Source organism: Desulfuromonas carbonis, from assembly GCF_054658035.1.
In genome coordinates this window covers 822,779-836,871 of the sequence record NZ_BAAHXR010000002.1, presented here as the reverse complement: position 1 = coordinate 836,871, position 14,093 = coordinate 822,779, and the positions used below count along the sequence as shown (strand labels likewise).

Genomic DNA, 14,093 nt, shown 5'->3' with positions numbered 1-14,093 from the left:
GGCAAATCAGTTCAAATTCAAACGTAATTCCCGGCCATGTCAAACCTTCCGGCGCAGCTCGCCGCCCATTGAATTGCCGCGAACGTGGATCAGAACTCCCCGGCCGCCTTCTCGAGGGATTTCCCGAGTTGATCATAGCTTTTGGCAAATCCCCGCTTGATCTCATCCCAGGCATTGCTCGAACTGTGTTTCCGTCCGCCGTACCATTCGGCGATATCCCGGCGCTCCTGCTGCAGCTCCTTCATCGCCGCGCGGGCCTGTTGCCGGGCCTCGGCGCTCATGCTTTGCCAGTTCTGGTCAATTCGCTTCTGCAACTGCTCGATACGGGCGTCGGTTTTTTCCAGGGCCTGCCTGGCGGCGGCCACCGCCGCGTCGCGCTGCTCGGCGCTGTAGCTGCCGATGGTCTGCAGGGCGTCGCCGATCTCCTGGCGGACATCGTTGGCGGTGGTCTTGGCGGTGCTGTTTGCTGCCGCGAACAGGGGCGTGGCGGCCAGCACCAGGGTAAGCAGGGTAACAGGTATCATCAGGTTCCATTCGGTTTTCATGGTTCAGTCTCCCCTTGGTAAAGAAGTTTTCGATCCTGCTTCAAATAATACCATGCCGGTCCGATCGACCGGCGAAGGGCAGACATCGTCTCTCCCCCGCGGGTGGCGCAGGCCGGTTCATGGCGTTATGATGAAAGTGGTTGGATTGGTCGTCCCCATCCTTGGTACCGACTTTCAACCTGGCGAGCCGAATGGTTCTGCCGAGTCTGAATCGCAGGCCGGAAAGGAATCTTCATGAGTCCGAAATCGACCGCAACGACAGCGCGGACCGTCTATCTCATCGACGGAGCCCGCACCCCCTTTCTCAAGGCGCGGGGCAAGCCAGGCCCGTTTTCGCCCGTCGACCTGGCGGTGCAATGCGGCCGGCCGTTGCTGCTGCGCCAGGAGATTCCCCGCGCAGCCTACGACCAGGTGATCCTCGGCTGCGTCAACGTCCTCGCCGATGAAATGAACCCGGCCCGGATAGCCGCGCTGCGGCTCGGCATGGGCGAGGCGATGCGCGCCTATACCGTGCAGATCAACTGCGGTTCGGGGATGCAGTCGATCGATTGCGCCTTTCGCGCCATTCGCGACGGCTCCCGGGAACTGGTCCTCGCCGGGGGGACCGAAGCCCTGAGCCGGTCGCCCCTGCAGCTGCGCCCCGAAGCGGTGCAGTGGCTTGCTGAGCAGCGCCAGGCCGATACCCTCTGGGAACGCACCCGCCATCTGACCGAACTGCGTCCCGACCTCTTCAAGCCGCTCCTCTCCCTGCGCCAGGGGCTGACCGATCCGATCGTCGGCATGAGCATGGGGGAGACCGCCGAACTGGTCGCCCATCTCTTCGCCGTCACCCGCCAGGAAGCCGATCAGTACGCCGTCATCAGCCACAAGCGCCTGGCCCGGGCGCAGCAGCAGGGGGGGCTCGACGTTGAGGTTGAAGCGGCGATCAGCGCCGATGGTGAGCTCTTCACGGCGGATGACGGGGTGCGGCCCGACAGCTCGATGGAGGCCCTGGGCCGGCTGGAACCGGTCTTCGAGCCCTTTGGCCAGGTGACGGCCGGGAACAGCTCCCAGGTGACCGACGGCGCCTCCTGGGTCATCCTCGCCTCGGAAGCCGCGGTGGAGAAGTACCGGCTGACGCCGAAAGTGGTGATCCGCGACAGCGCCTGGTCCGCCCTCGATCCCGGGATCATGGGCCTGGCGCCGGTGCTCGCCATCGCCGAACTTCTGCGCAGGGCGGAGCTGGATGTCCCCGAGGTTGGGTTGTGGGAACTCAACGAAGCGTTCGCCGCCCAGGTTCTTGGCTGCCTCAAGGCGATGGACGATCCCCACTTCTGCCGCGAAGCCCTGGGCCGCGACCAGCCCCTGGGCGCCATCGACCGGGCGATCCTCAATGTGGACGGCGGTGCCATCAGTCTCGGGCACCCGGTGGGCGCCAGCGGCAATCGCATTCTGCTTCACCTCGCCAACGCCATGGTTGACCAGGGGGTGCAACGTGGCATCGCCACCGAATGCATCGGCGGCGGCCAGGCCGGGGGGATGCTGCTGGAACGAGTCTGAGGCGAGCATAACGGCCGACGGTTGGCATAACCCCCTGGACAAAGCTTTTTTCCGCGAATCCGCGGCCTGATTTTCCCGAGGAGTTTTGATATGACCGGTCCCATTCTCAAGCTGCTGCAGCAACGCTTCATGGAGCTCGGCCCGCTGGCGGAACAAAGCGGCGGTGCAGGCTCCTGGCGCCACTGGCGTCTCGCCCGGGACGACAGGAAGATCGCCTGGCTCCTTTTCGACCGGCAGGATGCCAGCGTCAACGTCCTCTCCGAGTCGGTGCTGCTGGAGTTGGCGGAGATCCTGGCGCAATTGGCGGAAAATCCCCCCCATGGGCTGGTTTTGCGTTCGGCCAAGGCCTCCGGTTTTTGCGCCGGCGCTGATCTCAACGAGTTCACCGACCTGGATGAAGCGGAGGCGATCCTCGCCAAACTCCAGGCGGCGCACGCGGTCGCCGACCGCCTCGAAGCTCTTCCCTTTCCGACCGTCGCCATCCTCCATGGCAGCTGCCTGGGGGGCGGCGTCGAACTGGCACTCTGCTGCCAGCTGCGCCTGGCGTTGCCCGACCTGAAGCTAGGCCTGCCCGAAGTGCGCCTTGGCCTTCACCCCGGACTTGGGGGGACCGCCCGTTTGACCCACCTGATCGACCCCATCGAGGCGATGACCCTGATGCTCACCGGCAGGACGCTCGATGCCCGCCAGGCGAAGAAGGCCGGGGTGGTCGACCGGGTCATCGAGGAACGCCAGCTGCAGCAGGCACTTCGCGCCGCTTTTGCCGGGCGAATCGAGCAGCGGGGGGTGGGATTGAAAGGGAAGCTTTTGACCACCAGCGCGGCCCGCCGCCTCGCGGCCCGGCAGATGCGGGCCCAGAGCGCCAAAAAGGCCCGCCCCGAGCATTACCCCGCCCCCGGAGCCCTCATCGACCTCTGGGAGGAAGCAGGGGGCGACCCCGTGGCAATGCGCCAGGCCGAGATGAAATCCTTTTCCCAGCTGCTGACCAGCGCCACCGCCCGCGGCCTGCTGCGGGTCTTCTTCCTGCGGGAGAAGCTGAAGAAGAGCGCAGGCGCCGGGGGCCGGACTATCGGCCAGGTGCACGTGATTGGCGCCGGTGCCATGGGGGGGGATATCGCCGGCTGGTGCGCCATCCAGGGGCTGCGGGCGACCCTTTACGATCGGGACCCCGCGGCCGTCGCCGCTGCCGTCCGCCGTACCGCCGAGGTCTGCCGCGCCCGGCACCTCGGCGCGGCCGAAACCCGGGAGGTCCTTGACCGGCTGATCCCTGACCTGCGCAACCAGGGGATCGCCCGGGCCGACCTCGTCATCGAGGCGGTGCCGGAGAAGATCGAGATCAAACGCGAGGTCTACCGGGAGGTGGAACCGTTGCTGAAACCGGGGGCGCTTCTGGCCACCAACACTTCCAGCATTCCCCTCGAAGAGCTGCGCGCCGACCTCGCGGACCCGGGGCGCTTCGTCGGCCTGCACTTCTTCAATCCGGTGGCGCGGATGCAACTGGTCGAGGTGGTGGCCCCGGAAGCAGTGGCGCCGGCGACGCTGGAAGTCGCCCGCTCCTTTGTCAATCAGATCGGTCGCCTGCCGGTGACCGTCGCCAGTGCTCCGGGCTTCCTGGTCAACCGGGTGCTGATGCCTTACCTGATGGAGGCAATCGTCCTCCTCGATGAAGGCGTTGCTGCGGAGATCATCGACCGGGCCGCCGAGGATTTCGGCATGCCGCTGGGGCCGGTGGAGCTGGCCGACCAGGTCGGGCTCGACATCTGCCTCGATGTCGCCGAGATGCTGGAAAAACGCCTCGACCGGCCGTTGGCGGCTATCCCGGACTGGTTCCGGGAGAAGGTGGAGCAGGGGAAGCTGGGCCGCAAGTCGGGGGAGGGCTTCTACCTCTGGAAAGAGGGGCGGCCACAGAAGAAAACGATCGACAGCACCGACAATGACGACCTGGCCGACCGGCTGCTGCTGCCGATGCTCAACGCCTGCATGACCTGCCTGCGCGAGGGGGTGGTCGCCGACGCCGAACTCCTCGACGGCGCCTTGGTCTTCGGCACCGGTTTCGCCCCCTTCCGCGGCGGTCCCCTGCATTACGCCCGGCAGCGGGGTTTCGCCGAGATCGCCGGGGTTTTGGAAGCGCTGGCCGCCCGCCACGGTGAACGCTTTACTCCCGATCCGGGCTGGGTGCAGGAGTCCTGAATAAAGGAGACGTCATGACCAAAAATCGTCAAACCAAAGCCCGAGTTGTCGGCATCAATCACGTCGCCCTGGAAGTTGGCGATGTCGATGCCGCGCTGGAATTCTACGGCAGCCTTTTCGAGCTGAAATTGCGCGGTCGCCACGACGGCATGGCCTTCATCGATATCGGTGACCAGTTCATCAATCTCTCGCCGCGCCGCAGCCAGGAGCCCGACTCGGCCTGGCACTTCGGCCTGGTGGTCGATGACCGCGAGACGTTGCGCCGGGCGCTGGCCGAGACGGCGGCAACCATTCTGCCGAGCCGGGGGCTCGATTTCCTCGACCCCTGGGGGAACCACGTGCAGGTGGTGGAGTATCGGGACATCCAGTTCACCAAGGCGGACCAGGTATTGCGAGGAATGGGGCTGACAGGGCTGGAAAAGTCGGCCAAGGCACGCGCCGAGCTGGCGGAAAAAGGGATGGCCGACGGTTAGGCTGCTGGCGAAACGCGAGGGGCGGGAGGAAAATCATGGCAGGGAACCGGGTCGTGGTCATCGGCGGCGATGCCGCCGGCATGAGTGCCGCAGCAAAAATTCGCCGCGAAGAGCCGCGGCGGGAGATCCTGGTTCTGGAACGGACTGACCATACCTCCTATTCGGCCTGCGGCATTCCCTATTGGCTCGGTGGTCTGGTCGAGAATGCCGAAAGCCTGGTGGTGCGCTCCCCGGAAGTATTCCGGCGTGATTATGATATCGAGGTGAAGACCGGTCACGAGGTGCGCGCCATTGATCCGGTGGCGCAGCGGCTCCTGGTTCGCACTGCCGAGGGCCGCGAATGCCGGGAAGCCTACGACCAGTTGCTGATCGCCACCGGAGCTCACCCCTTCTGCCCCGACCTGCCGGGGAGTGACGCCCGCGGTATCTTCGGCCTCTCCACCCTGGCGAGCGGGGAGAGACTGGCAACCTTTATCGAGAAGGAACGGCCGCGCCGGGCGGTGGTGATCGGCGGCGGCTACATCGGCCTGGAGATGGCGGAAGCGCTGGTGCGCCGCAAGCTCGAAGTCGCCCTCGTCGATCGCAATCCCGAGGTGATGAACACCCTCGACCCGGAGATGGGAGCGCTGGTCTCCGCTGCATTGCAGGAGGTCGGGGTGGCCCTTTATCGCGGCGAGGAACTGCTCGAATTCCAGGTCTCCGCCTCCCGGGTGACGGGGGTGGTCACCAATGCGCGACAGCTGCCGGCCGATATCGTCATCCTCGGCATGGGGGTGCGCCCCAACGCCGGACTGGCCGCCGCAGCCGGGCTGGAGCTCGGGGTGAACGGGGCGATCAATGTCGATGGCCGCATGCAGACGGGTGATCCCAATATCTGGGCGGCCGGCGACTGTGTCGCCAGCGTCCATCGCCTGACCGGAAAGCCGATCTACATCGCGCTGGGGACTGTGGCCAACAAACAGGGTCTGGTCGCCGGCATCAACCTTGCGGGCGGCCAGGCCTGGTTCCCCGGCGTGATGGGGACGGCCGTGAGCAAGATCTGCCAGGTGGAGGTGGCGCGCACCGGGCTGCAGGAAAGGGAACTGCAGGAGCTGAGCATCGATTTTATCAGCGCCCGTATCGAGGCGCGGACCCGAGCCCACTACTACCCGGGCGCCGGGCCGATCACCGTCAAGCTCCTCGCCGAAGCCGGTTCCGGCCGTCTCCTCGGTGCCCAGATCGTCGGTCACGAGGGGGCCGCCAAGCGCATCGATATCGTCGCCACCGCCCTCACCGCCGGCATGACCGCGGCCGACCTGGTCGATCTCGACCTGAGCTACGCGCCCCCCTATTCGCCGGTCTGGGACCCGGTGCAGACCGCCGCCCGCCAGCTGGCAGGGTAGCGGAACGAATCCGGATAGGGCCCCTCCGGCGGAATCTTGGCCCGCAGATAAAGAATGGTTGCCAATTTCCCGGCTTCCCCTTAAGCTCGTGACTCAAGGGGGCAACCGTTCGAATTTGATCCGAACCCGCCCTTGCAACCGCAGGGAGTTTTGTCACACTTAAGGCGGACGGCGCGGGCCGGACGTATTTCTATCAGGGAGAGGTTTTTTTATGTATTCAATGGACAACGTGGGGAGAAGCACCATCGCCATGGTGCTGGCCGGGGGCAAGGGGGAGCGGCTCAGCCCCCTGACCCATCGGCGTGCCAAGCCGAGCGTCGCCTTCGGCGGCAAGTACAAGATCATCGATTTCGTTCTCTCCAACCTCTTCAACTCCGGCATCAAGAAGTGCTACATCCTCACTCAGTACCGGGCCTTTTCCCTCAACAAGCACATCCGTGAATCCTGGGGGAAGTGGACCGGCCTCGGCGAGTTTTTTGTCGCCATCTCGCCGGAGACGAGCAGCGAGAGCGAAGAATGGTTCAAGGGGACGGCCGATGCTATCCTGCAGTACCTGCGCTTCGTCGAATCGTCCGATGCCGATTACGTGGCGGTCTTCGGCGGCGATCACATCTACAAGATGGATATCACCCAGATGATCAACTTTCACCGCATGAACCGCGCAGATATCACCATCGCGGCGCTCGAAGTGCCGGTGGAGGAGGCGAGCCGCTACGGGGTCTTTTCCGTCGACGAGGATGCCCGGGTCACCGCCTTTACCGAGAAACCGGAAAAGCCGGAACGGATTCCCGGTCGCCAGACCAGTTTCGCCTCGATGGGGAACTACATCTTCCCGACCAAGAAGCTGATCGAGGTGCTGCTGGAGGGGAAGAAGAACCACGCCGATCTCGACTTCGGCAAGCATGTCATCCCGATGATGCTCAAGAACAACGACCGCGTCTTCGCCTACAATTTCAACGACAATGTCATCCCCGGCATGAAGAGCGAGGAGCGCGGCTACTGGCGAGATGTCGGTACCCTCGATTCCTACTACGAGGCGAACATGGACCTGGTCAACGTCTCGCCGCAGCTCAATCTCTACAACTACAAGTGGCCGATCCTCACCAACCAGGGGAACCTCCCCCCCGCCAAGACCGTTTTCGACGACGAGGCCCGCCGCGGCCAGAATATCGACTCCTACGTCTGCGCCGGCTGCATCACCAGCGGCAGCACGGTACGGCGCTCCATCCTCGGCCCCCTGTGCAAGATCAACAGCTACAGCCTGGTGGAAGACTCGATCCTGTTCGAGAACGTCACCGTCGGCCGCCACGTCAAGATCCGCAAGGCGATCATCGATAAAAACGTAGTGATTCAAGATGGTTCCGAAATTGGTTACGATGTCGCGGCCGATCGCGCCAAGGGCTACACGGTTACCGATTCAGGTATCGTCGTGGTGCCGCGCCGGGAGAAGTAAAATCTGGGGCTCCGGGTAAGGCCGAATTGCCGTGTTCACCCCCTGGTGGTGAACGCCGTTGTCTGGTGCAGGACCGGGCGGCGATTCCTGCAGCGCTCTGGCCGCGGCCAAAATAGACGAGGTGAAGATGTTCGTAAAGGGACTGGCCCTCGGCATTCCGCTGCTCCTGCTGGTGGCGCTTTCCACGGCGGTGGCCGGTGCCTCTGTGCCCGACCTGGCAGGTGGCCTGGAGCGGGAATTCTCCGGCAAGCAGGCGCGGGAGTGGGGTGAAACCGTGACGGGCGTCAGGACCCGGTTGGGGACGCCGGAGCGGGTGCTGGTGCTGACCCTCGATGCCTGCGGTTCGCCGAAGGGGAAGGGGGTCGATCAGGAGTTGCTCGACTTTCTCACCCGGGAGCAGGTTCCCGCCACTCTCTTTCTCAATGCCCGCTGGATCGACGCCAACCCGGAACTGTTTCAGCGCTTGGCGGCCAACCCCCTCTTTACCATCGCCAACCACGGCATGTGGCACAAGCCGGCCTCCATTGACGGCCGCTCGGTCTACGGCATTGACGGCACCGCCACCGTCTCCGAACTGGTGCAGGAGATCGAGCTCAATGCCCGCAAGATCGAAGCGCTGACCGGCACACGCACCCGCTACTACCGCTCCGGAACCGCCTACTACGATGAATACGCGGTCGCGGTGGCCCGGCGGCTCGGTCATGAGGTGATCGGATTTTCGGTGCTCGGCGATGCCGGGGCAACCTACAGCGCTGCCGAGGTGGAGGCGGCGCTGCTGGCCGCGCAGCCGGGGGAGATCATCATCGCCCACATGAATCACCCCGAGGCCGGAACCGGCGCCGGCATCATCGCCGCCGTTCCGGAACTGCGCCGGCGCGGCTTCCGCTTTGTCCGGCTCTCCGACTACTCACTCGAATAGCGGGAAAACAGCTGAATAAACGCCAAAGGCCTGCCCCAGTTGGGGCAGGCCTTTGGCGTTGCACGGCACCTTGCGGTGAAGATCAGCGGTTTTCGTTGACCACCTTGCGCTGGTCCTCGGTCATTACCGCCTGGGCGTTGGTGTAGCGGTAGGTCTCGCCGCGGTAGTTCTTCAGGACAACCTCTTCGCCGAGACTCTGCAGGTAGTCGGGAAGGATCGGGATCTTGCCGCCGCCGCCGGGGGCGTCGATGACATAGGCCGGCACCCCCATGCCGCTGGTGTGGCCGCGCAGGGCGCGGATGATCTCGATCCCCTCTTCGACGCTGGTGCGGAAGTGGTCGGTCCCCTGTACCAGGTCGGCCTGGTAGATGTAGTAGGGCTTGACCCGGATGGTGAGGAGCTTCTGCATCAGGCGCTTCATCACCGCCGGATCGTCGTTGACGCCGCGCAGCAGCACGGTCTGGTTGCCAAGCGGGATGCCGGCGTCGGCAAGGCGGCCGCAGGCCTTGGCGGCGGTCTCGGTGATCTCGTCGGGGTGGTTGAAGTGGGTGTTGATGTAGAGTGGGTGATACTTGCGCAGCAGCCGCACCAGGTTGGGGGTGATGCGCTGCGGCAGGACCACCGGCACGCGGGTGCCGATGCGGATGATCTCGACGCTGGGGATTGCCCGCAATTCCTTGAGGATCCACTCGAGGCGCTCGTCGCCGAGGAGCAGCGGGTCACCGCCGGAGAGGATAACGTCGCGGATCTCGGGCTTGCTGCGGATGTAATCGATACCGGCCTGCAGGGTCTCGCGGGTAATGACCATATTCTCGCCGCCGACCTTGCGCTTGCGGGTGCAGAAGCGGCAGTACATGGCGCATTCCGACGACACCAGAAAGAGGGCGCGGTCGGGGTAACGGTGCACCAGGTTCGGTACCGGGCTTTGGTTCTCCTCCTCCAGCGGATCGGCGACGCAGACCGCGTCTTGCAGTTCCTCGGCGGCGGGAACCGCCTGACGCCAGATCGGGTCGCCGACCTCGCGGATCAGGCCGAGATAGTAGGGGTTGACCCGCATCGGGTAGGCTTCCGCCACCGCTTCGAGCGGCTGCGGATCGACGCCGAAGCGCCGGGTCAGATCTTTCGGACGGGTAATGCTTGCCTGCAACAGTTTCTGCCAGGTCTCCATCCTCTTTTTGTCTCCTCCTCAGGAAGAAAAGCGTTTGACGTAGGTGAGGCGATCATCGCCGGGCTTGTAAAAGTCCCGGATACACGACTCCTGGATATAGCCGGCCTGGTCGTAAAAGCGCCGGGTGCGCTGGTACCCCCCCTGGGAGGAGGTCTCCAGGCAGACCATGCGGGCGCCGCGGGCGCGGGCATCGGCTTCGGCAAATTCCATCAGCGCGCGGCCGAGCCCTTTTCCCTGCACCGCCGGATCGGTGGCGATCCAGTAGATGTCGAAGTTCCCCTCGGTCACCGGCACCGGGCCGTAGAGGATGTAGCCGGCAGCCTTGCCCTCGTGGTCAGCCACCGCCACCAGGTAGTCCTTCTGGGCCGGATCATCGAGGACGATATGCAGCAGTTCCATGGCGCATTCGACCTCCGGCTCGGTGAAGGCGCCGGTGGCGCGCAGTACGCGCTCCAGTTCCGGCAAGTCGGACCGTTCAAGCTTTCGCACTTTGCAGCTCCTTGCGTTTGAGGGCCATGCCGAGAATCCGCTCGATCAGTTTGCTATAGGGGAGCCCGCCGACGCGGGCGGCGCGGGCGAGGCCGGCGCCGGGGGAGATGTCGGGATTGGCATTGACCTCGAGGATGTAGGGGACACCATCGCGCAGGCGGATGTCGACCCGCGCGTAGTCACGGCATTCGAGGATCTTGTAGGCGCGCAGCGCCACGTCTTTGACCAGGATGCCTTCCTTGGCCTTGAGGAGGGTGGGGCAGACCGGTTCGGTGCGGACGTATTCGGGGGAATCTTCCAGCCACTTGCCGTCGTAACTGACAATCGAGTGCTTGAGCCCGGGCTGGAACAGGATTTCAGAAACCGGCAACACCTCGAAGGGACCGTTGCCGATCACTGCGGCGTTGAGCTCGCGCCCTTCGATGAATTCCTCGACCAGGGCGCCCTGGCGGTAGGTGTCGTGGACGTACTGAATCCGTTTTTTCAGGGCACGCTCGTTGGCGACGATGCTCTCATTGGTGATGCCCAGCGAGGCGTCTTCGAAGCGCGGTTTGACGATCAGCGGGTAGGTGAGGTCGCGGGTTTTCGGGAACTGTTCCCCCATCTTGACGAGGATATACTTCGGTGTCGGCAGACCGTGGCGGACCAGCAGGTCCTTGGTGCGGACCTTGTCCTGAGTGAGACCGAGAGCGAGAGGGGGCGCCCCGGTGTAGGCAAGCCCCAGCAGGTCGAAGAGCGCTGCGACGTGCAGTTCGAGGCGGCTGTTTCCCCAGAACCCTTCGCAGAGGTTGAAGACCAGTTCACTGCGGCTGCTGCGCAACTCCTCGATGAAGGGGGCGACGTCGCCGGCCAGCGGCAGCAGGCGCACGCTGTGGCCGAGCTCGGTAAGGGCCTTCTTGACCGCCCGCGCCTCGGCTTCGGCCCCCTCCTCGCTGATGCGGTCGGCGGCTTCCCCCTTGAAGAGCTTGGGGGGGACGCGGTTAAAGCATACGGCGACGTTCATCGGCAACCCCCGGGACCAGATTGAGCCGCGCGCAGGCGGCATCGACCACGCTGAGAATCATGGCGTCGTAGGTCAGGCCGGACGCTCGCGCCGCCTTGGGGAAGCAGCTGTTCTGCTCCGGACGCGGCAGGATGCCGGGAAGCGGGTTGAGTTCGATGATGTTGGGAATGCCGCGCGCATCGAGACGCACGTCGATGCGGCACCAGTCACGGCAGCCCATGGCGCGGAAGGCGCGCTTGCAGGTCTCTTCGATGTTGCGCTGCAGCAGCGGTTCGAGGGGGGCGGGGCAGGCGAAAATCTGCAGCGGGTTCTCTTCCTGGTCCCAGAGCCACTTGGCTTCGAAGGAGTAGATCGGATTGACCCCGGCGGGGAGGGTCGTGAAGTCAATTTCGACGATCGGCAGGGTACGCAGGGACTCGCCATTGCCGAGCAGGGCGACGGTAAATTCCCGCCCCGGCAGGTATTCCTCGATCAGGGCCGGTTGACCGTAACCCGACAGGACCCAGTCAACCTGGGCCAGCAACGCCTTGCGGTCCTGCACCAGCGCCTTGTCGGTGACCCCTTTGCTCGATCCTTCCAGGGTCGGTTTCACCAGGAGCGGGTAGCGCAGCCGGGCCGGCACTTCGGCCAGGGAACGCACCACATGGAAGCGCGGGGTTGGAATCTGGTGGTAGGCGAGGATCTCCTTGGTCCGCTGCTTGTCGAGGCAGATGCCAAGGGTGACCGGGTCGCTGCCGGTATAGGGAAGGCCGAGAAAGTCGAGCATCGCCGGCACCTGGGCCTCGCGGCTGGCCCCGTTGAGCCCCTCGGCAATATTGAAGACGAGGTCAGGGCGGAGGCGCCGGAATTCCCGGCAGGGGTCGTGCGCGGCGTTAACCAGGGAAACCTGATGCCGGCTGGCGAGGGCGTCAGCCACGGCACGAATGGTCTGAATGTCATCCCATTCGGCGTAGCGATCGTCACCCGGTTGCGAGGGAGGTTCGGACGGAGGTTCCGGGGCAGGCTGGTCAGCCGCCTGGACGGAATCCTCCCGCAGATTGAAGGCGAGAGCGATATGCATTTTTAACCCCTTTTCAAAGCCAGATCGTGCCGTAATTCTCCAGAAGGAGAGGCGGGTCTGTTCACTCGGTCCAGGGTGCCCGGAGGCGTTAGGCCATAAAAAGGGGTTGCTTTTTACGCTTGATCGTCGTGCGCGTCCTGGACCGGAACGTGACACCGTTAGAAATGCGTATACTCCTCATCGGAACGACCTGTCAACGGAAATATTTTTCGGAAAAAAAATACAATGAAATTGATCGGTTAACTGTTCAACTGCGGGATGAAAAAAGGGGGGATGGGGAAGAAAAGGAAAAATATTATTCGTGGCGGGAAAGGGTGACAAAAAGAAGGGGGTCGCTGCGGACAGCGACCCCCTTCTGGGCGAGCAGGTGGAACGGTAACTTATTTCTTGTGGCAGTCTTTGCAGCCGGTCGGGCCGCCTTTTTCCTTGTGGCAGTCCTTGCAGTGCTTGTGAGCCCAGTCCTTGCCGAAACCTTCGATCTTGCCGGGGCCGGCTTCGTGGCAAACTTTGCAGTCGCCAACTTTGGCCTGATGGCCGGCATGGTTGAAGGTGACTTCGCCCATTTTGGCCGGCAGTTTCATTTCGGCCGGGCCGTTGTCGGCGAAGGCGAGGGAGCCGGCGGCGATGAAAGCGGCGACGAGCAGGGTGACGATGAGACGTTTCATGTTGATTTCCTCCAGTTTCCGGGTTGATGGGGCAGGCGGGCGCTAACCACTATTCCGCCTGGCTAAGTTGGCTACAAGTATAAGAGGTTTTTCCCGACAATGCATTAGACATCGATCGCCGTACACCCCGATGTCGGGTTTTGATCATGTGAAATCAATGGGTTGGAATATGGAATGTCGGGTCAGCTCCAAGGATGAAGTCGGGTCGATGTTTAGGGTTTACAGGCTATCGCCGCTTTGCTAGACTCGGCGCGACTCTGTGAGGTGAATGCATGGCAAATAAAATCCTGCCGCCAACGGTCTGCCTTGACAGCAGCGCCGTGCGCCGCATTCGGGAAGAGAAAAAATTGACCCAGCTCTACGTGGCCAAGGTCGTTGGTGTCACCACCGATACGATTTCACGCTGGGAGAATAATCGCTACCCGTCCATCAAGCGGGAGAATGCCCTGAACCTGGCCGTTGCCCTCGAAGTCGAGGTCGATGAGCTGTTGCAGCCGGCCATCGAAGAGATGGCCGCGGTTGCGGAGGCCGCAGAAGAGACCACCCCCGCATTGATCAGGTACCTGCCGCTGCTCGGCGTGGTCGTGGTTTTGGCGGCACTATTCGGCTATTACCAGCGGCAGGAGAGTCCGGGCCTGGTCCTGATTGCGAAGCGGGTTCTGCCCGAGTTTGCCGCGCCCGGGGGGATTGTCCCGGTGCGGGTCCGGCTCGAAGCCGGACCGGAGACCAAGGGGTTTATCCTGCGCGAACACTTCCCGCCGGGGTGGCAATTGATCGAGGCGAACCCGCCCCCTTCGAGTCTCAATAATGAAGAAGGGACCGCACGCTGGATTGTCAAGCCGGATGAAACCCGTCCCCTGATTGCCTATCTGGTGCGCGCTGCCACCGATGCTCCCTTGGGATCAACGGGGTCCTTCAGCGGTGAAATCGTGGCCAACCCGAACGGGAACAATGCGCCGACGGCCCTTCTGGGGGAAAATAATATCAAGGTTGGCCCCTATCTCTGGGCCGATCTCAACGGGGATGGCCGGGTCGATGACAGTGAAATGCTCACCGCCTCCGACACCTTTGACGAGATGAAAGGGGTCCATCTCGACTGGAACCAGCTGGAAGATATCTGGGATGCCGAAGGTTACCGCTGGGACCCGGGCAAGAGAGTCTTTATCCCCGAACACCCGGGCAAATGAGGTCTTGCCGGGGCCGCACC

The 14,093-nt window shown here is 63.7% G+C and carries 13 protein-coding genes; 7 read left to right on the top strand and 6 right to left on the bottom strand.

The annotated features are described in order from the left end of the window. Positions 1–89: 89 nt before the first annotated feature. Entirely contained in the window at positions 90–545 is a 456-nt protein-coding gene (locus ACYQ8E_RS06265) for a sll1863 family stress response protein (RefSeq protein WP_082820322.1), read from the bottom strand. Between the two features lie 234 nt (positions 546–779). Between ACYQ8E_RS06265 and ACYQ8E_RS06260 the strand changes: the two genes are divergently transcribed. The 6 genes from ACYQ8E_RS06260 (at position 780) to ACYQ8E_RS06235 (ending at position 8,501) form a co-directional block, all read left to right on the top strand. Continuing rightward, on the top strand, positions 780–2,084 hold the full coding sequence (locus tag ACYQ8E_RS06260; protein ID WP_066727689.1) for an acetyl-CoA C-acetyltransferase: 1,305 nt from the start codon (positions 780–782) through the stop codon (positions 2,082–2,084). 90 nt (positions 2,085–2,174) lie between these two features. Continuing rightward, entirely contained in the window at positions 2,175–4,274 is a 2,100-nt protein-coding gene (locus ACYQ8E_RS06255; protein ID WP_066727688.1) for a 3-hydroxyacyl-CoA dehydrogenase NAD-binding domain-containing protein, read from the top strand. A 14-nt stretch (positions 4,275–4,288) separates the two neighbouring features. Beyond that, a complete protein-coding gene (locus tag ACYQ8E_RS06250) occupies positions 4,289–4,747 on the top strand; it encodes a VOC family protein (RefSeq protein WP_066727687.1) in 459 nt (152 codons plus the stop codon). A 35-nt stretch (positions 4,748–4,782) separates the two neighbouring features. Then, entirely contained in the window at positions 4,783–6,129 is a 1,347-nt protein-coding gene (locus tag ACYQ8E_RS06245) for an FAD-dependent oxidoreductase (RefSeq protein ID WP_066727686.1), read from the top strand. Positions 6,130–6,340: 211 nt separating this feature from the next. Beyond that, positions 6,341–7,582 (top strand): glucose-1-phosphate adenylyltransferase, encoded by a 1,242-nt coding sequence (glgC, locus tag ACYQ8E_RS06240; protein ID WP_066727685.1) that lies wholly within the window; start codon positions 6,341–6,343, stop codon positions 7,580–7,582. Between the two features lie 127 nt (positions 7,583–7,709). Next, a complete protein-coding gene (locus ACYQ8E_RS06235) occupies positions 7,710–8,501 on the top strand; it encodes a polysaccharide deacetylase family protein (protein WP_066727684.1) in 792 nt (263 codons plus the stop codon). 82 nt (positions 8,502–8,583) lie between these two features. On the opposite strand, the gene ACYQ8E_RS06230 is transcribed toward ACYQ8E_RS06235, so the two are convergent. From ACYQ8E_RS06230 to ACYQ8E_RS06210, 5 genes are all read right to left on the bottom strand, one after another. Beyond that, on the bottom strand, positions 8,584–9,669 hold the full coding sequence (locus tag ACYQ8E_RS06230) for a KamA family radical SAM protein (RefSeq protein ID WP_066727683.1): 1,086 nt from the start codon (positions 9,667–9,669) through the stop codon (positions 8,584–8,586). 18 nt (positions 9,670–9,687) lie between these two features. Further along, on the bottom strand, positions 9,688–10,158 hold the full coding sequence (locus tag ACYQ8E_RS06225) for a GNAT family N-acetyltransferase (protein ID WP_459860426.1): 471 nt from the start codon (positions 10,156–10,158) through the stop codon (positions 9,688–9,690). Next, positions 10,145–11,161, bottom strand: coding sequence for a D-alanine--D-alanine ligase family protein (locus tag ACYQ8E_RS06220; protein WP_066727682.1), 1,017 nt, complete (start codon positions 11,159–11,161; stop codon positions 10,145–10,147). Before ACYQ8E_RS06220 ends, ACYQ8E_RS06225 begins: the two co-directional genes overlap by 14 nt. After that, positions 11,139–12,221 (bottom strand): D-alanine--D-alanine ligase family protein, encoded by a 1,083-nt coding sequence (locus ACYQ8E_RS06215; RefSeq protein WP_066727681.1) that lies wholly within the window; start codon positions 12,219–12,221, stop codon positions 11,139–11,141. The genes ACYQ8E_RS06220 and ACYQ8E_RS06215 overlap by 23 nt, the downstream gene beginning before the upstream one ends. Positions 12,222–12,601: 380 nt before the next feature. Beyond that, the gene (locus ACYQ8E_RS06210; RefSeq protein ID WP_066727680.1) at positions 12,602–12,886 is read right to left on the bottom strand and encodes a cytochrome c3 family protein; all 285 of its coding nucleotides are present in this window, start codon (positions 12,884–12,886) and stop codon (positions 12,602–12,604) included. 272 nt (positions 12,887–13,158) lie between these two features. Between ACYQ8E_RS06210 and ACYQ8E_RS06205 the strand changes: the two genes are divergently transcribed. Next, positions 13,159–14,073: a helix-turn-helix transcriptional regulator gene (locus ACYQ8E_RS06205; RefSeq protein WP_066727679.1), complete on the top strand. Its 915-nt coding sequence runs from the start codon at positions 13,159–13,161 to the stop codon at positions 14,071–14,073. Positions 14,074–14,093 lie beyond the last annotated feature (20 nt).